This is a genomic window from Acidovorax sp. LjRoot194 (assembly GCF_964253015.1).
Lineage (GTDB): Bacteria > Pseudomonadota > Gammaproteobacteria > Burkholderiales > Burkholderiaceae_C > Acidovorax.
On record NZ_CAXUQB020000001.1, the window covers coordinates 3,645,363 to 3,665,757 of the forward strand.

Sequence of the window (20,395 nt, forward strand, 5' to 3'; positions counted from 1 at the left end):
GCCCCTGCCCACCGCAGCCTTCGCCCGCTGCGCCACGATCTGCGTGACCCGGTTGAGGGTCGCGTGGGACATGCTCCGGTCGGAGTCGTAGCGCGACGGCAGCACGAACTTCGATCCGGCCGCACAGGTGTGCAGCGCCACCAGAATGTCCAGCGCCTGGCGCGACAGGTAGACCACATGCGGGTTGCGCCCCTTCATCCGCTGCTTCGGAATGGTCCAGGTCGCGTTCTCGAAATCGACCTCGTCCCAGGTAGCCTCGATCAGTTCGCTCTTGCGCACCAGCGTCAACAGGATCATGCGCAACGCCAGCCGGATAGTGGGATAAGTAGCCACCGACTCCATCTGCCGCGACATCAGACGGATCTCCAAGGGCGACAAGGCACGGTCCTTGGGCACGAAGGTCGCAATAGAAGCCGCGCCCACGTCGGCCGCCGGGTTGTCCACTTTCTCACCATGCAGGATGGCGAAGGCATAGACCTGCTTCACGATGTCGCGGACATGCACCGCAGTGGCTGGTGCCCCGCGCCCCTTCACCTTGCCGCACAAGGCGCGCAGGTCATCGGCGGTGATTTCGTTGAGCAAGCGGTTCTTGAAGGCCGGCAGGATGTCCCGATCGACGATGCTCTTGCGCATCGCTCGCGTGCTGTCGGCCATCCGGGCGCCAGCCAGCCATTGAGCGGTCATGTCGCCAAAGTTCTTGGCGGCGGTCAGGCGGCGCTTCTCGCGCTGCTTCTAATGCGCCGGGGACTTGCCCTGGGCGACGGCCTTCTTGGCATCCAGCAGCTTTTCGCGGGCCATCGCCAGCGAAATACCGGACAGCCCATACCGGCCAATGGTGAGCGTCTCCCGCCGGCCGTTGAGACGGTAATCGAAGCGGAAGGTGACGGTGCCGGTGGGCGATACCGTCACGTACATGCCATCACGGTCGGAAGCCTTGTAAGTCTTGGGCTTGGGCTTGAAATTACGCAGTGCGGTGTCGGTAAGCATCGAGGTTTTTCCTCCTGTTCATGACGGCTTTTACCGTCAGGGGTCAGGAGACCTGCTGATGCCCGGAAGGCCGCATGAAGCAAGCTTTCCAGAGGAGTGATTTACCGTCAAAGACCGATTTGGTCTCGATAGTAAACAAGAAGGTCTTAATCCGGCCTCCGGTTCTTACCGTCACCTCTACCGTCAATCCGTTGCGCTGCCCGGCGATAGTCACCGATAGCTTCCGTGACGTATTTCCTTTGAAATCAACACGTTACGGCGGATTTTCGATAGGTAGCGATAACTCCCGAAGGACCTGATTTCACTCCCACTCAATCGTCGCTGGCGGCTTGCTGCTCACGTCGTATGTCACGCGGTTGATGCCCCGCACCTCGTTGATGATGCGCCCCGACACCTTCTTTAGCAGCGCATACGGCAGCTCGGCCCAGTCGGCGGTCATGAAGTCGCTGGTCTGCACGGCGCGCAGGGCGACGACGTAGTCATAAGTGCGGCCATCGCCCATCACGCCCACGCTCTTGACCGGCAGGAAGACGGTGAAGGCCTGGCTGGTGAGGTCGTACCAGGTCTTGCCGGTGGCTTCGTCCACATGGTTGCGCAGCTCTTCGATGAAGATCGCGTCAGCGCGGCGCAGCAGGTCGGCGTACTCTTTCTTCACCTCGCCCAGAATGCGCACACCCAGGCCGGGGCCGGGGAAGGGGTGGCGGTAGACCATTTCGGGCGGCAGGCCAAGGGCCACGCCGAGTTCGCGCACTTCGTCCTTGAACAAATCGCGCAGAGGCTCCAACAGCTTCAAACCCAGTTGCTCCGGCAGTCCGCCCACGTTGTGGTGGCTCTTGATGGTGACGGCCTTCTTGCTCTTGGCGCCGCCGGATTCGATGACGTCGGGGTAGATGGTGCCCTGGGCCAGGAAGGTGGCGCCCTTGTGGCCGCCGTCGCCGGCCTTGAGCTTGGCAGCCTCGGCCTTGAACACGTCGACGAACAGGCCGCCGATGATCTTGCGCTTGGCTTCGGGCTCGCTCACGCCGGCCAGCTTGCCCAGGAACAGGTCGCTCGCGTCCACGCGGATGACCTTGGCGTGCAGTTTGCCGACGAACATGTCCATGACCATGTCGCCTTCGTTCAGGCGCAGCAGGCCATGGTCGACGAACACGCAGGTGAGCTGGTCGCCGATGGCGCGGTGGATCAGCGCTGCGGCCACGGAGGAATCGACGCCGCCCGACAGGCCGAGGATGACTTCCTCATCACCCACCTGCTGACGGATCTGCTCCACAGCTTCGGCGATGTGGTCGCGCATGACCCAATCGGGGCGGGTGCCGCAGATGCCGAGCACGAAGCGGTCGAGCAGCGCCCTGCCCTGCACGGTGTGCGTGACTTCGGGGTGGAACTGCAGGGCGTAGAAGCGGCGCTCTTCGTCGGCCATGCCGGCGATGGGGCAGCTGTCGGTGCTGGCCATGAGCTTGAAGCCCGGGGGCAGCTCGGTGACCTTGTCGCCGTGGCTCATCCAGACGTTGAGCATGCCGTGGCCTTCAGGCGTGGTGAAGTCGGCGATGTCCTTGAGCAGCGCGGTGTGGCCGCGGGCGCGCACGGCGGCAAAGCCGAACTCGCGCTTATGGCCGCCTTCGACCTTGCCGCCCAGCTGGTGCGCCATGGTCTGCATGCCGTAGCAGATGCCGAGTACGGGCAGGCCGAGCTGGAACACGGCTTCGGGCGCCTTGTCGGTCGTGTCTTCGTACACGCTGGCGTGGCTGCCGGACAGGATGATGCCCTTGAGCGAGCCGTCCTTGGCGTAGTCACGCACCCACTCGTCCGTCACGTCACAAGGGTGCACTTCGCAGTACACGTTGGCTTCGCGCACGCGGCGGGCGATGAGCTGGGTGACTTGCGAGCCGAAATCGAGGATGAGGATTTTCTGGTGTTGCATGGCGGTGGTGGCGTCGAGGGGATAAAAAAGAAAAATGCGGAGGATGCGGCGGTGCGGGCCAACTCAGAGGGTGGACAGGTCCAGCAGTTGGACGCCGCTGCGCTGGGCTGCAGCGGCCTGCTCGGGGTCGAACGTGGCCAGGGGCAGGCGCAGCGAGCGGGCCAGCCATAGGTAGGCCGCGTCGAAGGTGGGCAGGCCGGTGTCGAGCGCCACGTCCATCACGGCCTTGTGCTGGGCGGGGGCCAGCTCGTGCAGCTCCACGCGGTGGCGTATGGCTTCGAGCACGCCCCACAGGCCTTCGACCGAGGCGGGCGGGATGCGGCCGCTGTGCACACCGCTGCTGATGAGGTTGCTGCACTCCCACTGCCAGAGGTTGGGGGCCTGGGGCTCGACCTCGTCGCGGCGGATCAGGGTGTACAGGCGGCGGGTGTGCTCGCTGGCGGCATCGGGCAGCAGCCAGGCGGCGGTGACGGAGGCGTCGAGGACGAAGGCGGTCATGCTGCTGCGGCCCTGCCCTTGCGGCGCAATGTGTCGGGGGCGGCAGCAACCTCGGCCGCGGGGCGGATGCTGGCGTGCAGCGCATCCATCTGGCCCAGTTCGCGGGCGATCTGCTCGTCGGTGATGACCGGACGGCGACGCACGGGCAGCAGGCGCACCACTTCTTTGCCGTGGCGGGTGATGCGCACTTCTTCGCCCTGCTCGACCAGCTCGATCAGGGCGGAGAACCTGCTCTTGGCTTCGTAGATACCGACGGACTGCATGGATGCGCGTGCCCCAAAAAGAAAAGTCTGGCCTGAATGATGAATTCAGACCAGACTATATCATTCTGACCTGATATTTTCAATCAGGCCAGATTGGATCGGCAGTGCTCAGTCAGCCCTGTAGTTCGGGGCTTCCTTGGTGATCTGCACATCGTGCACGTGGCTTTCGCGGATACCGGCAGTGGTGATCTCGACGAACTCGGCCTTGTTGTTCATGTCGTCGATGGTGGCGCAACCGCAGTAGCCCATGGCGGCGCGCACGCCACCAGCCATCTGGAAGACGATGGAGACCATGGAGCCCTTGTAGGGCACGCGGCCTTCGATGCCTTCGGGCACAAGCTTGTCGGCGTTGGGGTTGCCGGTGGTCGACTCCTGGAAGTAGCGGTCGGCGCTGCCCTGCTGCATGGCGCCGATGCTGCCCATGCCGCGGTAGCTCTTGTAGCTGCGGCCCTGGAACAGGATGACTTCGCCAGGCGCTTCTTCGGTGCCTGCGAACATGCCGCCCATCATGATGGTGCTGGCGCCCGCGGCCAACGCCTTGGCGATGTCGCCGCTGTAGCGCACGCCGCCATCCGCGATCAGCGGCACGCCGGTGCCCTTGAGGGCGGTGGCCACGCTGTCGATGGCCATGATCTGGGGCACGCCCACACCGGCCACGATGCGGGTGGTGCAGATGGAGCCTGGGCCGATACCGACCTTGACCGCATCGACACCCGCCTCGACGAGTGCCAGCGCAGCCGCACCGGTGGCGATGTTGCCGCCGATCACGTCGATCTGTGGGTAGTTTTGCTTGACCCAGCGCACGCGCTCGATCACGCCGCGGCTGTGGCCGTGGGCGGTGTCGACCACAATGGCGTCCACACCGGCCTTGACCAGGGCTTCGACACGCTCTTCGGTGCCCTCGCCCACGCCGACAGCGGCGCCCACGCGCAGGCGGCCCGAGGGGTCGCGGGCGGCGTTGGGGAAGCTGGTTTGCTTGGTGATGTCCTTGACGGTGATCAGGCCCTTGAGCTCGAACGCGTCGTTCACGACCAGGATGCGCTCGAGCTTGTGCTTGTTGAGCAGCGCCTTGGCTTCGGCAGGCGAGGTGCCTTCCTTTTCGTTGACGGTGATCAGCTTTTCGCGGGGCGTCATGATCTGGTGGACCTTGACGTCGTAGCGCGTTTCAAAGCGCAGATCACGGCCGGTAACGATGCCCACCACCTTGCCGCCGTCGCACACCGGGAAGCCCGAGATGCCCAGTTGCTCGGACAGCTGCAGCACCTGCAGCACGGTGTGCTCGGGGGTGATGACCACGGGGTCCCGCAGCACACCGGACTCGTAGCGCTTGACCTTGGCCACCTGGGCGGCCTGCTCCTGCGCCGTGAGGTTCTTGTGCACGATGCCGATGCCACCCTCCTGGGCAATGGCAATGGCCAGGCGCGCCTCGGTCACGGTGTCCATGGCGGCGGACACGAGAGGCAGGTTCAGCTGGATGTTACGGGAGAGTTTCGTCGCGAGGGACGTGTCCTTGGGCAGGACCTGGGAGTACGCTGGCACCAGCAACACATCGTCGAAGGTGAGCGCTTTTCCAAGAAGGCGCATGAGAAGGCTCCAAAAGACGGATTGTACCCGCGCCCTGTGCGGCTTGCAGGCTGAGGGAGCAGGCAAAACGCGGTGTGGCGCCTATGCCGGCAGCCTTCAGAGGCAAAAATGCCACCCGGTCCGTGCAATGTGTCGCGCCAAAAGCACCGCCTATCCGATGGCACTGGCAGTGCCACAGGCTGGCGGCTAAACTTGTTTGCATGAAAACGCACAAGCTTCTCCTGCTGGCCATTGCCTGCACCTGGGCCATGGGCGCAGCAGCGCAATGGCAGTGGATCGACAAAGACGGCCGCAAGGTCTTCAGTGACCGGCCCCCGCCACAGGAAATCCCCGACAAGAGCATTCTGAAACAGCCCAGCGGTGGCCGGCCGACCATAGCCGCTCCCGCAGCGGTCCCGGCGGACGGCACCCCCGCCGCTGCAGCGGCCGACGCTGCATCTACAGCACCCCGTGCTGCCGCCAGCGCCGCGGGCAGCGGCAAGGACAAGGCTCTGGAAGAGAAGAAAGCCCAGGCCGAAGCCGCCGAGGCCGCCAAGAAGAAGGCCGAAGAAGACAAGGTGGCCAAAGCCAAAGCCGACAACTGCAACCGTGCTCGGCAAGCCAAGGCGGCATTCGACTCCGGCAGGCCCATCACCCAGTCGAATGCGCAGGGCGAGCGCATCTTCCTTGATGAAGCAGGCCGCGCAGCGGAAACCAAGCGGCTGGACGGCATCATCGCCGCCGACTGCAAGCGTTAATGGCCAGCGCTGGCGCTGGTCGCCAGCACCAATGGGCTAGCCCGCAACGTCAGTAGCCTGACTTGCCGCCCGGGCGCTGCTTGGCAAACAGCCCGGTCGTGCGCGCACCCTGCCGCGCAAAGCGCTCGCGGCGCGCGACCTTGGGGTCTACCGTCAAGGCCCTGTAGACCTCGACCCGATCCTGGCCCTTGAGCACGGCATCCAGCGCTGCAGGCCGCCCCCAGATGCCCACGGCGGCGACACCGGAAGCCGCCTTCTGCAGGCCCTGAACGTCCACGTCACAGGCCTGCAGCGCGTCTTGCACCGTGGCACCAGCAGGCAGTTCCAGAGTCCATTCGCGCACCTCCCGCGGCGCCAGGCAGACGGCCACAGTCACCGGGACGAGCGCCGGTGCGGCTGCCGACGCGGCCCCGGGCGCCTCAGCCATACACTTGCTCGGCGCGCTTGACGAAGGCATCCACCATGCTGCCCGCAATGCGATCGAACACCGGCCCTACCAGCGCAGCGAGGGCCGTGCTGTCAAAGCCGTAGTGCAGCAGCAACTCCACCTTGCAGGCGCGCTGGCTGCCGTCGCCCACCGTGTGAAAGTGCCAGTCGCCCTCCAGTTGGGAAAAGGGCCCTTTGACGAGGTGCATCTGCACGCGCTTGCCGGCCTCGTGCGTATTGCGGGTCACGAAGGTCTGGCGGATTCCGCTGAAGGAGATGCCCACCTCCGCGGTCATGCCCTCGCTGGTGTGCTCCAGCACGGCGGCGTGGTCGCACCAGGGCAGGAACTGGGGATAGTGCTCCACCCCGGTGACCAGGGCAAACATTTCTTCTGGGCTGTACCAGATGAGGACGGACTTGTGGACGGTTTTCATGCAGACGGAGCTTGAGCGAAAGCGCGCAAGCCGGAGAAATTAGAATCGCTGTTGCGACGACAACATTGTAGGGAGGCCTTTTATCTCCCGGTTTGTGCCGCATCTAAACCCAATGGCCAAGAAACCCGATCCCACTGCCCGCATTGCCGACAACAAAAAGGCGGCCTACAACTATTTCTTCGAAGAACGCCACGAGGCAGGCGTCGTCCTGTACGGCTGGGAAGTGAAGGCCCTTCGCGAAGGCAAGGTGCAGCTGACCGATGGCTACGTGCTGATCCGCGAGGGCGAAATGTTCCTGATGGGCTGCCAGATCAACCCGCTCAAGACCGCGTCGACCCACGTCAACCCCGACGCCATCCGCACCAAGAAACTGCTGCTCAAGAAGGACGACATCAAGCACCTGATCGTCAAGGTCGAGCAAAAGGGCTACACACTGGTGCCACTGAACCTGCACTGGAAGAACGGCTACGTGAAGTGCGATATCGCCCTGGCCAAAGGCAAGGCCGAGCACGACAAGCGCGACACCATCAAGGACCGCGAAGGCAAGCGCGAGGTGGAACGCGCGATGAAAAGCAGAAGTCGATAGCCCCCTGAGGCGCTGCGCGCCTTGCCCCCGAGGGGGACGCCCCGGTGTCCACAATCGGAGCGCCGCTTCGCAGCTTGGCGGCCCTTGCACGGGGGCGCTGGCTTGGATCGCGCCAGTTTTGCCGCCTGTGCGCGTTGGATGTATTTAGTTTTTTCATGCGCAGTGGAATAAACCGCTGCGCCGCGGTGTTCATGGAGTTGCAAGGCGGCATGCGCCGTTGTCTGCAAACCCTCTTCTTCCACCTGGAGACACCATGAAAAAGACCTTCTTGTCCCTCGCCGCTTTAATTGCCATTGCCGGCTGCTCCACCATGGCGGCCGATGGCCCTGTGAAGACCATGGACGGCGTGCTGGTGGGCGCTGGCGGCATGACGCTGTACACCTTTGACCGCGACGCCACCGGCAGCGGCAAGTCGGTCTGCAACGGCCCCTGTGCCACCAACTGGCCACCGCTGATGGCCGCCAAGGCGCCCGGCGGCGACTACAGCGTGATCACGCGCGACGACGGCAAGACCCAGCTGGCCTACAAGGGCAAGCCGCTGTACTACTGGGTCAAGGACACCAAGCCCGGCGACAAGACAGGCGACGGCGTGAACCAGGCCTGGCGCACCGCCAAGCCCTGATGGACCCGGCCGCCTCGAAGCGCACCAAACGGTCTGCATGAACCGCACCCAGGTCGTCGAGCAGTTGCCCGCCCTGCGCAGGTATGCGCGGGTGCTGACGGGCGATGCCTGGGCAGCGGACGACCTGGTGCAGGACACGCTGGAGCGCGCCTGCAGCAAGTGGCTGCTGTGGCGCACCGGCAGCGACCTGCGGGCGTGGCTCTTCACGCTGATGCACAACCTGTACCTGAACCAGGTGCGCACCCAACCGCCCTGGCCCCATGCGGGCATCGACGACCTGCACGATACCCTGCAAGGCAGCAGCGCCGGCATGGGGGACGACGCGCTGGACCTGGAGCGCTGCCTGCAGCGCCTGCCACCCGACCAGCGCGCCGTGTTGCTGCTGGTGACGCTGGAGGACATGGACTATGCCGATACCGCGCGGGTGCTGGGCATCCCCGTGGGCACGGTGATGTCGCGCCTGTCCCGGGCCCGCAGCCGCCTGCGCCTGTTGATGGAGCGGCCACCGGCACCAGCGCCGGGCGCGGTGACAACCACCGCGCAGCAACCTGCGCCCCAGCCTCTTCCCCATCCCACCGGCCAGCCACCCACATTGCGCCGCCTCAAATAACCCATGTTTGATGCACGCCAGCCCGCCATGGACCACAAGCACCACCCCCCTCCTCCACCCGCCGACGGCGATGAAGCCGCCGCGTGGCATGCGCTGGTGGACGGTCGCCTCCCGCCGACGCAGGCGGCGGCACTGCGCGACAAGCTAGAACGCCAGGCGGGCGCCGAAGAGACCGTGACCCACTGGCAGCACCAACGCCAGCAACTGCGCGGCCTGCACCACGGCCTGCTCACCGAGCCCGTGCCCGAAGCCCTGCTGGCCGCGGCACAGCGCGCGTCGGTGCGCCAGCAGCGGCAGACCCAGTGGTGGCGCTGGGGCGGCATGGCGGCGTCGGTACTGATGGCTTTTGCCCTGGGCTGGACCGGACGCAGCCTGTGGCCCGGCACGGGCCGCCCCGACGCGCCGACGCTCGTGTTGGCCAGCACCGGCCAACGCTTTGCCCAGCAGGCTGCGGTCGCGCACGCGGTGTACCAGCCCGAGGTGCGGCACGCCGTGGAGGTGCCCGCAGCCCAACAGGAACACCTGGTGCAGTGGCTGTCCAAACGACTGAGCCGCCCGCTCAAGCTGCCCGTGCTGGCCGACGAAGGTTACGAGCTGGTGGGTGGCCGCCTGCTGCCCGGCGCGCCCGGAGATGCGGGTGCGCGCGCGCAGTTCATGTACCAGAACGCCCAAGGTGCGCGGATCACCCTGTACCTGGGCGCCGTCGCCGTAGGCCAGCCCGGCGCGGCAACGGCTGCACCGAAGAAGCCCGATGCCGAAGAAACCGCCTTCCAGTTCACCAGCGACGGACCGGTCCCTGGCTTTTACTGGGTGGACCAGGGCTTTGGCTATGCGCTCAGCGGCCGCCTATCACGCCAGCAACTGCTGGTGCTGGCGTCGGCGGTGTACAGACAGCTCTAGGGAGCCTCTGCACGAATCACCGCGCCGTGGGCATCTGCGGTCTCGGGAAGTTTGCGGCGTTGCAAATACTCGCAATAGCTGAAGCACGACAAGGCGAACCCACGGCGTGAGACAGTGGAAGGCGACGCCGTATCAGGCCAGCGCGACCAGCGGATGCGCGTGCGCAGGCCAGGGGCTCGCAAAGAACGGCGCCACCATGTCGGGCGTCACGTCTTCGATGCGCGCGGGGTTCCACCTTGGCGCGTGGTCCTTGTCCACGGCCAGCGCGCGGATGCCTTCCACCGTCTCGCTCTGGCCGGGGCGCAGGTAAAAGCAGTGGCGCACCATGTCGCGCTCCATGCGCAGGTCGTCGGCCAGGCCCATGTCGCGGGCGCGGCGGACCTGCTCCAGCACCACGTGCAGCATCAGCGGCGAGCGCTTGCGCAGCGTGGCCGCCGTGGTACGCGCCCAATCGCTGTCGGCAGACTCCAGTGCCCGCACGATGTCGCCCACGCTGGGCAGCGCAAAATACTGGTCAATATCGGCCCTACCGCTGGATGGATGGGCGCTAGCAGCTACAAATTTTGTAGCAACATAGTTTTTGACTGCTGCCCCGTCCGCAAACGTCTGCGTGGCCAGGGCCTCCCACACTGCAGGCAACTGGTCCGAAGGCACGCGCCCATCGGCCAGGTGGCTGGCGATGGCTTCGTCGGCACCGATGGTGTCGCCCGTCAGGGCCAGCCACTCGCCCACGCGGCCGGGGCAGCGGCTCAGGAAGTACCCGCCACCCACGTCCGGGAACAGGCCGATGGCGGTCTCCGGCATGGCCATCTTCGTGCGCTCGGTCACCACGCGCAGCGCGGCACCCTGGCTGATGCCCATGCCGCCGCCCATCACGATGCCGTCCATGAAGGCGATGTAGGGCTTGCCGTAGGTGTGGATGAGGTGGTTGAGCGCGTATTCCTCGGTGAAGAAGTCTTCGAGCTGGGGGTTGCCCTGGCTGCCGGCCTGGTGCAAAAAGCGGATGTCCCCGCCCGCGCAGAAGGCGCCAAAAGACCCTTCCTTGTTGCTGCCGCGAATGGCCACGGCCAGCACCCGCGCATCGTTTTGCCACGCCAGCAGCACGCCCATGAGATCGCGCACCATGCCCAGCGACAACGCATTGAGCGCGCGCGGGCGGTTCAAGGTGATCAGGCCCACCTGGCCCCGCACTTCGCTCAGAACTTCTTTGTCCACCACTGCCACTGTCTCCGTCATTTTTTATTCCTTAAAAAGGTAGGTTTCACACACACTGAAATGCGCACCCACTGCGGCATGCGCTGCATTCCCGGCCGCGCTGCGCCTTGCTCACTGCGAGGCGCGCCGCGCCCCCATGACCTCATTGAACACCAGCGCGCCGATCACCAGCGCACCGCCGCCCAGCACCGCGGCGCCGGGCTCTTCGCCCGCACCCAGCCAGGCGAGCAAGATACCGAAGATCACCTCCAGCAAACTGAGCAGCGCGATCTCCGGCGCTTTCAGCACCTGCCCGCAGCGCACGGCCAGCACACACGGTATGGCCAGTTGCACCACGCCCAGCAGCGCAAGCAGCCACAGGTCGTGTGCCGACGCCTGAAATGGCAGCGCGAGCGGCAGCGTCGCCACCACCGACAGCACCGCGCCCACCAGCACCGCAGGCACAAGGTCCACCGCGTGGCCGTGGCGCTGCGAGTGCTGCACCACCGTCCAGTTCACGGCACCGGCCACCGGCACGCACAAAGCCACCAGCGTGCCCATGATCGGCAGGCCCGCCATCTGCGAGCCATATATCCACCCGATGCCCAGCGCCGCCACGCCGATGGCCACCCAGGTGCGGGGCGCGATGTGGTGGCCGATGAAGACACGCGCAAACAGCGCCGTGAGCAGCGGGGCCGCCGCCATCGTCACCAGCACGTTGGCCACGGGCATGAGCAGGATGGCCACCATGAAGGCGGTGAACATCACGCTCCAGCACAGGCCCGATATCCACAGCGCCCGGCCGCTGTGGCGCAAGGACGCGAACACCGCCCGCCCCTGCAGCAGCGGCAATATCACCAGCAGCGCCAGCACCGTGAACAGGCTGCGCCAGAAGGTGACCTCGAAGCTGCGCGCGGCCTCCAGGTGGCGCGTGACCACGCCCGCGATGGACCACATCAACGTGACCGCCACCATCAGGACCACGGCGCGGGAGTGCGTGAGCTTGGGCAAGAACATGGGGCGTATGCAGTGGATTGCGGTGGGGCGTCAGAAATGAAAAAAGGGCCACAGCATGGCAGTGGCCCTTTGTGCGACAAACAGGAAACCTCGGTACAAACCTCAGCCCCTGCGTGCGCTCACTCTACAGAATGCAGCGTCTTCACGCCGGCAACTCAGGAGCGGCCTGCGCGCTTGCGCTCGTTTTCGGTCAAGAAGCGCTTGCGGATGCGGATCGACTTGGGCGTGATCTCGACCAGCTCGTCGTCCTCGATGAATTCCACAGCGTATTCCAGCGTGGCGTCGATGGGCGGCGTGATCTTGATCGCGTCTTCCTTGCCGGACACGCGGAAGTTGGTCAGCTGCTTGGTGCGCGTGGCGTTCACGATCAGGTCGTTGTCGCGGCTGTGGATGCCGACAATCATGCCTTCGTACACGGGGTCGTTCGCCTTCACGAACATGCGGCCGCGGTCGTCCAGCTTGCCCAGGGCGTAGGTGAAGATTTCACCGTCGTCCATGGAGATCAGCACGCCGTTCTTGCGACCGCCGATATCGCCCTTGTGCGGCTCGTAGCTGTCGAAGATGTTGCTGATCAGGCCCGAGCCACGCGTCAGGTTCAGGAATTCGTTGGTGAAGCCGATCAGGCCCCGCGCAGGAATGCGGTACTCCAGGCGCACGCGGCCACGGCCGTCCGGCTCCATGTTCACCAGCTCGCCCTTGCGCTCGCCCAGGGCTTGCATCACGCCGCCTTGGTGGCCTTCTTCGATGTCGGCCGTCACCAGCTCGATAGGCTCGTGCTTTTCGCCGTTCACGTCCTTGAACACCACGCGGGGCTTGGACACAGCCAGCTCGTAGCCTTCGCGGCGCATGTTTTCCAAGAGGATGGTCAGGTGCAGTTCACCGCGGCCCATCACTTCGAAGATACCTTCTTCGTCGGTTTCCTTCACACGCAGCGCCACGTTGTGCTGGAGTTCCTTTTGCAGGCGGTCCCAGATCTGGCGGCTGGTCACGAACTTGCCTTCGCGGCCTGCCAGTGGCGAGGTGTTCACGCAGAAGTTCATGGTCAGCGTGGGCTCGTCCACCTTCAGCATGGGCAGCGGCGAGGGGTTGGCCGGGTCGGTCACGGTCACGCCGATACCGATGTCTTCGATGCCGTTGATCAGCACGATGTCGCCAGGGCCGGCCAGCGGCGTCTGCATGCGATCCAGGCCCTGGAACGTCAGCACCTGATTGACGCGGCCCTTGACGGCCTTGCCATCGGGGCCTTCCATGACGACCACGTCCATCATGGGCTTGATGGTGCCCTGGCTGATGCGGCCCACGCCGATGCGGCCCACGAACGTGGAGAAGTCCAGCGCCGAGATCTGCAGCTGCAGGGGGGCATTGGCATCACCCGAGTTCGGGGGAACGTGCTTGAGGATGGTGTTGAACAGGGCCGACATGTCGGGGCCCCACTGCTCGCCAGGAGCGCCTTCTTCGAGCGACGACCAGCCGTTGATGCCCGAGGCATACACCACGGGGAAGTCCAGTTGCTCGTCGGTGGCACCCAGCTTGTCGAACAGGTCGAACGCTGCGTTCACGACCTTGTCGGGGTTGGCACCGGGCTTGTCCACCTTGTTGACCACCAGGATGGGGCGCAGGCCCAGGGCCAGGGCCTTCTTGGTCACGAAACGCGTCTGGGGCATGGGGCCCTCTTGCGCATCGATCAGCAGCACCACGCTGTCCACCATGGACAGGGCACGTTCCACTTCGCCGCCGAAGTCCGCGTGACCAGGGGTGTCCACGATGTTGATGTGGGTGCCTTCCCAGCTCACGGCGCAGTTCTTGGCCAGGATGGTGATGCCACGCTCTTTTTCAATCGCGTTGTTGTCCATCACGGTGTCGACCACTTTTTCGTGGTCGGCGAACGTGCCGGACTGGCGCAGCAGTTGGTCGACCATGGTGGTTTTGCCATGGTCAACGTGGGCGATGATGGCGATGTTGCGGATCTGTTTCGTCATAGTTTTTCCAATGTGCCTTGCCGTGCCCTGTCCCTCAAGCGGGATGTGGCGCGGGATGCGGCGTGCCTTCCAAAATTTGTTGAATTTCCAGCGGACTCAGGAGCCTGTCGGGCACCAGCTCCCCGCCAACGATGTGGCCCACCCCCAGCAGCGCTGGGGGCGCGTCGCCAAACACCGCCACGGCACCGGCGTCTGGCCAGGTACCACGGCGGCGTACGCCCGATAGGAAGCGAGCGGCATTCTCGCTGTCCAGCGTGACACGCACATGTTGTGCCAAAAGTGATTCCGGCGGCTCGAGCTGCGCAAGCCGCGCGCCCTCCTCCATGGCTTCGAGTTCTGCCAGCGTGACGCAGCGCTCCACACCGATACCACCGGTATCGATGCGCCGAAGAAAGGTCAGGTGGGCCCCCACGCCCAGCGCGGCGCCCACGTCTTCGCCCAGCGTGCGGATGTACGTGCCCTTGCTGCAGCGCACCACCATCCGGACAGCGATGGCGTCCGGGTTGTCCGCCAGCAGCGCGAGGGACAGCGCGTGGATCACCACGTCGCGTGCGGGCCGCTCCACTTCGATGCCTGCGCGGGCGTACTCGTACAACGCCTTGCCGTCCTTCTTCAGGGCGCTGTGCATGGGCGGTACTTGTTTGATGGGGCCGGTGAACTGCTGCTGCACGGCGGCCAGGCGCTCGGGCGTGAGGTCTGCCAGCACCACGGCGCGGCGCTCCACCACATCGCCCTCGGCATCGCCGGTGGTGGTGGTGGTGCCCAGCAGCGCTACGGCTTCGTAGGTCTTGGGGGCGTCGAGCTGCAGCTGGCTGAACTTGGTGGCAGCGCCGAAGCACAGCGGCAACACGCCGGTGGCCAGCGGGTCGAGCGTGCCGGTGTGGCCCGCTTTTTCGGCGCGCAGCAGCCACTTCGCCTTTTGCAAAGCGTCGTTGCTCGACAGGCCGAGCGGTTTATCCAGCAGCAACACCCCGTGCACAGGGCGCCGCTGCACCCTGGTGCGAGGCGCGTGCATGACTATTCCTCTTTAGCGCGCGAAGACACAGCCTTGGCGATCAAGGCGTTCATGTCGGCCGCACGCTCGGAGGTGCGGTCGAACACGAAGTGCAGCGTAGGCACGGTGTGGATGTGCAGGCGCTTGAACAATCCGTTGCGCAGGAAGCCCGCAGCCTGGTTGAGCGCAGCCTGCGTTTCCACAGGGTCGCCCGTCAGCAGGCTGAAGAACACCTTGGCGTGCGCATAGTCGGGAGTGACCTCCACGCCTTGCAGCGTCACCATGCCCACACGCGGGTCCTTCAACTCGCGCGCGATCAGCTCCGTCAGATCGCGCTGGATCTGATCGGCGACCTTGAAGGCGCGGTTGGGGGTGGCAGATTTCTTCTTGGCAGCCATAGTGTCAATACCTCCCCTGTGTCGCGTCGCGCCCTCCCCCTTCCGGGGGGCGACGCCCATGGCCTGGCGAAGCCAGTTCCATGGCGCCTGCCAGCACGGTGTGCTCCGCAGCCTGTTGAAGGCCTGCGTGCATCACCGCGCCTGCAGGGCGCTGGCAGTGGTTGGTAGTGCAAGCGTGCATCACAGAGTCCGGGCGATTTCCTTGATGTCGAAGAATTCGAGGTGATCGCCTTCCTTGATGTCGTTGTAGTTCTTGAGCTTGATACCGCACTCAAAGCCTTCCTTGACATCCTTGACATCGTCCTTGAGGCGCTTGATCGAATCGACTTCGCCGGTGTAGACCACCACGTTGTCGCGCAGCAGGCGGAAGCGTGCGTTGCGATGGACCATGCCCGAGGTGATGTACGAACCGGCAATCGTGCCGATCTTGGTCGCCACGAACACCGTGCGGATCTCGGCCGTACCGATGATTTCCTCGCGCTGCTCTGGAGCCAGCATGCCGGACATGGCCACGCGCAGCTCGTCCACAGCGTCGTAAATGATGCTGTAGTAGTGCAGATCGACGCCATTGCCTTCGGCCAGCTTGCGTGCACCGGCATCTGCCCGTACGTTGAAGCCGATCACGATGGCCTTGGAGGCGATCGCCAGGTTGATGTCCGACTCGCTGATGGCGCCCACTGCGGCGTACACCAGTTGCACCTTGACTTCGTCGGTCGACAGCTTGAGCAGCGACTGCGCCAGCGCTTCCTGCGAACCCTGCACGTCGGCCTTGACGATGATAGGCAGCATCTTCACTTCGCCTGCCGTCATGTCGGCGAACATGTTCTCGAGCTTCGCGGCCTGCTGCTTGGCCAGCTTGGTGTTGCGGAACTTGCCGGCACGGTAGGTCGCGATTTCGCGGGCACGGCGTTCGTCCGTGAGCACCATGAATTCGTCGCCGGCCTGAGGCACTTCGGTCAGACCCTGGATTTCCACCGGGATCGACGGGCCTGCTATCTTGGCCACCTTGCCGTTTTCGTCCAGCATGGCGCGCACGCGGCCATAGGTCTGGCCTGCCAGCACGATGTCGCCGACCTTGAGGGTACCGGACTGCACCAGCACGGTCGCCACAGGGCCGCGGCCCTTGTCGAGCTGCGCTTCGATCACGAGGCCCTTGGCCAGCGAGTCGACCGGTGCCTTGAGTTCCAGCACTTCAGCCTGCAGCAGCACTTGTTCGAGCAGCGTGTCGATGCCCATGCCGGTCTTGGAAGACACAGGCACGAATGGCGAATCGCCACCGTATTCTTCAGGCACCACTTCTTCGACCACCAGTTCCTGCTTGACGCGGTCTGGGTTGGCATCGGGCTTGTCGGCCTTGGTGATGGCCACCACGATAGGAACACCAGCCGCCTTGGCGTGCTTGATGGCTTCCTTGGTCTGGGGCATGACGCCGTCGTCCGCTGCCACCACCAGAATCACGATGTCGGTCGCCTGGGCACCGCGGGCACGCATGGCCGTGAAGGCCTCGTGACCGGGGGTGTCGAGGAACGACACCATGCCGCGTGGCGTTTCCACGTGGTAGGCACCGATGTGCTGCGTGATGCCGCCGGCTTCGCCCGCGGCCACCTTGGCACGGCGGATGTAGTCGAGCAGCGAGGTCTTGCCATGGTCCACGTGGCCCATGACGGTAACCACAGGGGCGCGGGGCAACAGCTCGACGTCCTTCTGGCTCGTATCGTCGTCGGTGAAGGCTTCCGGGTCGTCCAGCGCAGCCACCACCGCCTTGTGGCCCATTTCTTCCACCATGATCATGGCGGTGTCCTGGTCCAGCGGCTGGTTGATGGTGACCATCTGGCCCATCTTCATCAGGGCCTTGATGACTTCGTTGGCCTTGATCGACATCTTGTGTGCCAGCTCCGCCACCGTGATGGTTTCGGGAACGTGCACTTCGATGATGCGCGCCTCCACCGGGGCTGCCTGCTGGTGGTCGTCACGGTGGTCGCGGTTGTCGCCGCGACGGCCGCGCGGGCCACCGCGCCAGTTGTTGCGGCCGACACCGCCGCTGCTGTCGCCGCGGGTCTTGATTTCTTTCTTCTTGGCAGCGTCGCCAGCCCAGCTGGAGGACAGCTTGGCGGACTTGACTTCCTTGCCTGCACCGGGTGCACCGGCACCTGCTGCGGCAGGGGCGCCCGCACGGGCAACGCCTGTGCCAACGGCCGGCTTGTGCAGCGTGCCCTTCTTCGCGTCGCCCACGGCAGCGGGCTTGGCCACTGGCTTGGGTTCTTCGGGCTTCTTGGCGACCATGACCGCCTTCTTGGGCGTGGCCATCATGGAGCGGATGGCGGCAGCTTCGGCCTCGGCCTTGCGGCGGCGGGCGTCCAGGTCGGCAGCGCGTGCGGTTTCTTCGTCGGCACGGGCCTTGGATTCAGCAGCGGCCTTTTCGCGGGCTTCGGTCTGGGCGGCATTGCGCGCAGCGGCCTCGGCAGCTTGTTCGCGGGTGGCTTCCTGCTTGACGGCAGAGGCCTGGGCCTTCTTCTCTGCTTCCTGGGCTGCGTAGGCGGCGGCACGCTCTTCGGCTTCGCGGTCGCGCTTTTCGCGGGCTTCGCGCTCGGCACGCTTTTCGGCCAGCTCGGTTTCCTGGCGGCGGATCAGCTCGGCCTGGCCGCGGGCTTCTTCCTCGCGGCGGGCCAGTTCGATGTCCTCGCTGGAGACAGCGACTTCTTCGACGGCTTGCGCGGCAGATTCGGCCGTGGTCGCGACATCTTCATCGCGCTGGATGAAGGTGCGCTTCTTGCGCACTTCCACCTGGATGGTGCGCGCCTTGCCGGTGGCATCGGCCTGCTTGATCTCGCTGGTGGATTTCTTCACCAGCGTGATCTTCTTGCGGTCGGCCGAAGCCGTGCCATGGCTGGCCTGCAGGTAGGCGAGCAGCTTTTGCTTGTCCGACTCGGTCAGTGCATCCGACGGGGCGGCCTTGCCCACGCCAGCAGCCTTGAGCTGGTCGAGCAGGGTTTCAGGCGATTTCTTGAGTTCGTTAGCGAACTCGGCGACAGTATTACTGGACATATATGGTTCGTGCCTCCCTGACCTTTACTCTTGCTGCCCCGCGAACCAATGTTCGCGCGCCTTCAGGATCAAGGCTTTGGCATCTTCTTCAGACTGTCCGGTCAGGTCGGTCAGTTCATCTAGGCCCAAATCGGCCAGGTCGTCACGTGTATGCACACCGCCGTCGGCCAGCTTGCCGATCAATTCGGGGGTGAGGCCTTCAAGGTCGCGCAGGTCTTGGGAGACCTCATCCACGCTTTCCTCGCGGGCGATTTCCATCGTGAGCAGCGCATCCTTGGCACGGGCGCGCAGCTCGTTGACGGTGTCTTCGTCGAAGCTTTCGATCTCCAGCATTTCCTGCAGGGGCACATAGGCCACTTCTTCGAGGCTGTTGAAGCCTTCGGAGATCAGGATGTCGGCGATTTCCTCGTCCACATCCAGCTTTTCCATGAACAGCTTGCGGGCCGTGTCGGTCTCGGTGGCCTGCTTTTGCGCGCTTTCGGCGGCGTCCATGATGTTGATCTTCCAGCCGGTCAGATCGGACGCGAGGCGCACGTTCTGGCCGCCGCGGCCGATGGCGATGGCGAGGTTTTCCTCGTCCACCACCACGTCCATGGCGTGCTTTTCTTCATCGACCACGATGGAGGACACGTTGGCCGGGGCCAGCGCGCCGATGACGAACTGGGCGGGGTCTTCGGACCACAGCACGATGTCCACGCGCTCGCCGGCGAGCTCGTTGGTCACGGCGTTCACCCGGGTGCCGCGCACTCCGACGCAGGTGCCGATGGGGTCCACGCGCTTGTCGTGCGACAGCACGGCGATCTTGGCGCGGGAGCCGGAGTCACGGGCGCAGGATTTGATCTCGAGCAGGCCTTGCTCGATCTCGGGCACTTCCTGGCGGAAGAGCTCGATCATGAACTCGGGCGCAGAGCGCGACAGGATGATGGGCGCGCCACGCAGCGTCAGGTCCACTTCCATGATCATGGCCCGCACGCGGTCGCCGCTGCGCAGGTTTTCCTTGGGGATCATTTCGCTGCGGCGCAGGCGGCCTTCCACCCGGCCGGACTCGACGATGATGTCGCCCTTGTCCATGCGCTTGACGGTGCCGGTGAAGATGCGTTCGCCGCGCGACATGAAGTCGTTGAGCAGCATTTCGCGCTCTGCGTCGCGGATCTTCTGCAGGATGACCTGCTTGGCCGCCATGGCGCCGATGCGGCCGATGGGCACGGAATCGACACCTTCTTCGATGTACTCGCCGACTTCGATGTCCGGGATGCGATCCTTCGCGTCCATCAGCAGCTCTTCGGCTTCAGGATTCTGCAGGCCGGCATCATCGGGCACCACCAGCCAGCGGCGGAAAGTCTCGTAGTTGCCGCTGTCGCGATCAACGGACACGCGAATGTCCACCTCGCCCTGGTACAGCTTCTTGGTAGCCTGGGCCAGGGCAGACTCCACGGCGCCCAGGACCACGTCCAGCTCCACGTTCTTCTCGCGTGAAATGGCCTCAACCAACATCAACAATTCGCGATTCATGCGACGACTCTCCTATTTCAATCACCTGAGGGCAGTGGCAGCGCGCTGCAGCCCCACCTCGTTTGTTCGATCGTTCGGCGGCTCAGGCGGGCGCTGCTGGCCCAGCCTTGCCTGCACGCCCCTTGAAGTCCACGATGGGCGCCAGACGGGCATCCCTGATTTCATCCAGGGAAAAGCCCAGAGCCTGCAGCGGCGCGGGCACGCGCTTCTTGCTGACCTTGGCTCCCGGCTTCACGGCGGGCTCTTCGCTCCACACGATCTGCCAGCCCCCTGCCTCGGCCCGCTCCAGCGTGCCGCGAAATTTCTTGCGGGTGGCGTTGACCTGCCCGCTCGCTGCGGCGCCGATGGGCGCCTTCAAAGTGATGTCGATGACCGAGCCTGCAAAACGCACGAAGTCCTGTTCGTGGCGCAGGGGGCGGTCGATGCCGGGTGAGGACACCTCAAGGCGCTTGTACTCGACGCCATCGACCTCCAGCGCAAACTGCAGCTGGCGGGTGACCTTCTCGCAATCCTCGACCGTGACGAACTGATCGAGCAGGGGCGCGGGCGCATCGGCGGCCGGCTGCACCCAGGACAAGTCGATGGTGATGCGCAGCAGACCACCGGCGGAGCGTTCGATCTCCACCAGGTCATACCCCAGGCCCGTCACTATTTGTTCAACGACTTGCTGCAATGCCACGTGTTCAGT

Annotated in this window: 19 protein-coding genes and 1 pseudogene; 5 read left to right on the plus strand and 15 right to left on the minus strand. The window is 64.9% G+C overall.

Annotated features, from left to right (window positions below; all coding sequences use genetic code 11):
* Window positions 1-12: 12 nt before the first annotated feature.
* The 5 genes and pseudogenes from ACSQ3N_RS16495 to guaB form a co-directional block, all read right to left on the minus strand.
* Window positions 13-987: pseudogene (locus tag ACSQ3N_RS16495) on the minus strand (tyrosine-type recombinase/integrase); the annotation flags it as partial.
* A gap of 301 nt (window positions 988-1,288) precedes the next feature.
* Window positions 1,289-2,908 carry a glutamine-hydrolyzing GMP synthase gene (gene guaA / locus ACSQ3N_RS16500; protein ID WP_056172010.1) on the minus strand — a complete coding sequence of 540 codons (1,620 nt, stop codon included), beginning with the start codon at window positions 2,906-2,908 and terminating at the stop codon, window positions 1,289-1,291.
* 63 nt (window positions 2,909-2,971) lie between these two features.
* Window positions 2,972-3,406, minus strand: coding sequence for a type II toxin-antitoxin system VapC family toxin (locus tag ACSQ3N_RS16505; protein ID WP_056172011.1), 435 nt, complete (start codon window positions 3,404-3,406; stop codon window positions 2,972-2,974).
* On the minus strand, window positions 3,403-3,669 hold the full coding sequence (locus ACSQ3N_RS16510; protein ID WP_056172013.1) for a type II toxin-antitoxin system Phd/YefM family antitoxin: 267 nt from the start codon (window positions 3,667-3,669) through the stop codon (window positions 3,403-3,405). Before ACSQ3N_RS16510 ends, ACSQ3N_RS16505 begins: the two co-directional genes overlap by 4 nt.
* 108 nt (window positions 3,670-3,777) lie before the next feature.
* Window positions 3,778-5,253, minus strand: coding sequence for an IMP dehydrogenase (gene guaB / locus ACSQ3N_RS16515; protein ID WP_056172015.1), 1,476 nt, complete (start codon window positions 5,251-5,253; stop codon window positions 3,778-3,780).
* A 200-nt stretch (window positions 5,254-5,453) separates the two neighbouring features.
* Here guaB and ACSQ3N_RS16520 point away from each other — a divergent pair, with 200 nt between their 5' ends.
* Window positions 5,454-5,990, plus strand: coding sequence for a DUF4124 domain-containing protein (locus tag ACSQ3N_RS16520; protein ID WP_056172017.1), 537 nt, complete (start codon window positions 5,454-5,456; stop codon window positions 5,988-5,990).
* A 49-nt stretch (window positions 5,991-6,039) separates the two neighbouring features.
* On the opposite strand, the gene ACSQ3N_RS16525 is transcribed toward ACSQ3N_RS16520, so the two are convergent.
* Both ACSQ3N_RS16525 and ACSQ3N_RS16530 read right to left on the minus strand, forming a co-directional pair.
* A complete protein-coding gene (locus ACSQ3N_RS16525; protein ID WP_056172020.1) occupies window positions 6,040-6,417 on the minus strand; it encodes an RnfH family protein in 378 nt (125 codons plus the stop codon).
* Entirely contained in the window at window positions 6,410-6,850 is a 441-nt protein-coding gene (locus ACSQ3N_RS16530) for a type II toxin-antitoxin system RatA family toxin (RefSeq protein WP_056172021.1), read from the minus strand. Before ACSQ3N_RS16530 ends, ACSQ3N_RS16525 begins: the two co-directional genes overlap by 8 nt.
* Before the next feature lie 112 nt (window positions 6,851-6,962).
* Between ACSQ3N_RS16530 and smpB the strand changes: the two genes are divergently transcribed.
* The 4 genes from smpB (at window position 6,963) to ACSQ3N_RS16550 (ending at window position 9,568) form a co-directional block, all read left to right on the plus strand.
* Window positions 6,963-7,436 carry an SsrA-binding protein SmpB gene (gene smpB, locus ACSQ3N_RS16535; RefSeq protein WP_056172023.1) on the plus strand — a complete coding sequence of 158 codons (474 nt, stop codon included), beginning with the start codon at window positions 6,963-6,965 and terminating at the stop codon, window positions 7,434-7,436.
* Between the two features lie 253 nt (window positions 7,437-7,689).
* Complete coding sequence (locus ACSQ3N_RS16540; protein WP_056172026.1) at window positions 7,690-8,058, plus strand: COG4315 family predicted lipoprotein; 369 nt, start codon at window positions 7,690-7,692, stop codon at window positions 8,056-8,058.
* 37 nt (window positions 8,059-8,095) lie between these two features.
* Window positions 8,096-8,668, plus strand: a complete 573-nt coding sequence (locus ACSQ3N_RS16545) for an RNA polymerase sigma factor (protein WP_056172028.1) — start codon at window positions 8,096-8,098, stop codon at window positions 8,666-8,668.
* Window positions 8,669-8,671: 3 nt separating this feature from the next.
* Entirely contained in the window at window positions 8,672-9,568 is an 897-nt protein-coding gene (locus ACSQ3N_RS16550; RefSeq protein WP_082517084.1) for an anti-sigma factor family protein, read from the plus strand.
* A gap of 132 nt (window positions 9,569-9,700) precedes the next feature.
* Here the strand turns inward: ACSQ3N_RS16550 and ACSQ3N_RS16555 are convergent, their stop codons facing one another.
* The 8 genes from ACSQ3N_RS16555 to rimP all read right to left on the minus strand — a co-directional run bounded on the left by ACSQ3N_RS16555 (window position 9,701) and on the right by rimP (window position 20,386).
* A complete protein-coding gene (locus tag ACSQ3N_RS16555) occupies window positions 9,701-10,804 on the minus strand; it encodes an enoyl-CoA hydratase/isomerase family protein (RefSeq protein WP_056172031.1) in 1,104 nt (367 codons plus the stop codon).
* 90 nt (window positions 10,805-10,894) lie between these two features.
* Complete coding sequence (locus tag ACSQ3N_RS16560) at window positions 10,895-11,779, minus strand: DMT family transporter (protein ID WP_200926954.1); 885 nt, start codon at window positions 11,777-11,779, stop codon at window positions 10,895-10,897.
* Window positions 11,780-11,934: 155 nt separating this feature from the next.
* Complete coding sequence (gene typA / locus ACSQ3N_RS16565; RefSeq protein WP_056172033.1) at window positions 11,935-13,758, minus strand: translational GTPase TypA; 1,824 nt, start codon at window positions 13,756-13,758, stop codon at window positions 11,935-11,937.
* Window positions 13,759-13,792: 34 nt separating this feature from the next.
* Window positions 13,793-14,773 (minus strand): tRNA pseudouridine(55) synthase TruB, encoded by a 981-nt coding sequence (gene truB, locus ACSQ3N_RS16570; protein ID WP_056172035.1) that lies wholly within the window; start codon window positions 14,771-14,773, stop codon window positions 13,793-13,795.
* A 2-nt stretch (window positions 14,774-14,775) separates the two neighbouring features.
* Window positions 14,776-15,150: a 30S ribosome-binding factor RbfA gene (rbfA, locus tag ACSQ3N_RS16575; RefSeq protein WP_056172037.1), complete on the minus strand. Its 375-nt coding sequence runs from the start codon at window positions 15,148-15,150 to the stop codon at window positions 14,776-14,778.
* A gap of 180 nt (window positions 15,151-15,330) precedes the next feature.
* Window positions 15,331-18,195 (minus strand): translation initiation factor IF-2, encoded by a 2,865-nt coding sequence (gene infB / locus ACSQ3N_RS16580; RefSeq protein WP_436146838.1) that lies wholly within the window; start codon window positions 18,193-18,195, stop codon window positions 15,331-15,333.
* Window positions 18,196-18,219: 24 nt separating this feature from the next.
* Window positions 18,220-19,707 (minus strand): transcription termination factor NusA, encoded by a 1,488-nt coding sequence (gene nusA, locus ACSQ3N_RS16585; RefSeq protein WP_056172042.1) that lies wholly within the window; start codon window positions 19,705-19,707, stop codon window positions 18,220-18,222.
* Window positions 19,708-19,789: 82 nt separating this feature from the next.
* Window positions 19,790-20,386, minus strand: coding sequence for a ribosome maturation factor RimP (gene rimP / locus ACSQ3N_RS16590; RefSeq protein WP_436146839.1), 597 nt, complete (start codon window positions 20,384-20,386; stop codon window positions 19,790-19,792).
* Window positions 20,387-20,395: the final 9 nt, after the last annotated feature.

What these genes read in the sequence shown, in the direction of transcription:
- guaA (WP_056172010.1), bottom strand. Translation starts at nt 2,908, where the DNA reads ATGCAACACCAGAAAATCCTCATCCTCGATTTCGGCTCGCAAGTCACC.
- ACSQ3N_RS16505 (WP_056172011.1), bottom strand. Translation starts at nt 3,406, where the DNA reads ATGACCGCCTTCGTCCTCGACGCCTCCGTCACCGCCGCCTGGCTGCTG.
- ACSQ3N_RS16510 (WP_056172013.1), bottom strand. Translation starts at nt 3,669, where the DNA reads ATGCAGTCCGTCGGTATCTACGAAGCCAAGAGCAGGTTCTCCGCCCTG.
- guaB (WP_056172015.1), bottom strand. Translation starts at nt 5,253, where the DNA reads ATGCGCCTTCTTGGAAAAGCGCTCACCTTCGACGATGTGTTGCTGGTG.
- ACSQ3N_RS16520 (WP_056172017.1), top strand. Translation starts at nt 5,454, where the DNA reads ATGAAAACGCACAAGCTTCTCCTGCTGGCCATTGCCTGCACCTGGGCC.
- ACSQ3N_RS16525 (WP_056172020.1), bottom strand. Translation starts at nt 6,417, where the DNA reads ATGGCTGAGGCGCCCGGGGCCGCGTCGGCAGCCGCACCGGCGCTCGTC.
- ACSQ3N_RS16530 (WP_056172021.1), bottom strand. Translation starts at nt 6,850, where the DNA reads ATGAAAACCGTCCACAAGTCCGTCCTCATCTGGTACAGCCCAGAAGAA.
- smpB (WP_056172023.1), top strand. Translation starts at nt 6,963, where the DNA reads ATGGCCAAGAAACCCGATCCCACTGCCCGCATTGCCGACAACAAAAAG.
- ACSQ3N_RS16540 (WP_056172026.1), top strand. Translation starts at nt 7,690, where the DNA reads ATGAAAAAGACCTTCTTGTCCCTCGCCGCTTTAATTGCCATTGCCGGC.
- ACSQ3N_RS16545 (WP_056172028.1), top strand. Translation starts at nt 8,096, where the DNA reads ATGAACCGCACCCAGGTCGTCGAGCAGTTGCCCGCCCTGCGCAGGTAT.
- ACSQ3N_RS16550 (WP_082517084.1), top strand. Translation starts at nt 8,672, where the DNA reads ATGTTTGATGCACGCCAGCCCGCCATGGACCACAAGCACCACCCCCCT.
- ACSQ3N_RS16555 (WP_056172031.1), bottom strand. Translation starts at nt 10,804, where the DNA reads ATGACGGAGACAGTGGCAGTGGTGGACAAAGAAGTTCTGAGCGAAGTG.
- ACSQ3N_RS16560 (WP_200926954.1), bottom strand. Translation starts at nt 11,779, where the DNA reads ATGTTCTTGCCCAAGCTCACGCACTCCCGCGCCGTGGTCCTGATGGTG.
- typA (WP_056172033.1), bottom strand. Translation starts at nt 13,758, where the DNA reads ATGACGAAACAGATCCGCAACATCGCCATCATCGCCCACGTTGACCAT.
- truB (WP_056172035.1), bottom strand. Translation starts at nt 14,773, where the DNA reads ATGCACGCGCCTCGCACCAGGGTGCAGCGGCGCCCTGTGCACGGGGTG.
- rbfA (WP_056172037.1), bottom strand. Translation starts at nt 15,150, where the DNA reads ATGGCTGCCAAGAAGAAATCTGCCACCCCCAACCGCGCCTTCAAGGTC.
- infB (WP_436146838.1), bottom strand. Translation starts at nt 18,195, where the DNA reads ATGTCCAGTAATACTGTCGCCGAGTTCGCTAACGAACTCAAGAAATCG.
- nusA (WP_056172042.1), bottom strand. Translation starts at nt 19,707, where the DNA reads ATGAATCGCGAATTGTTGATGTTGGTTGAGGCCATTTCACGCGAGAAG.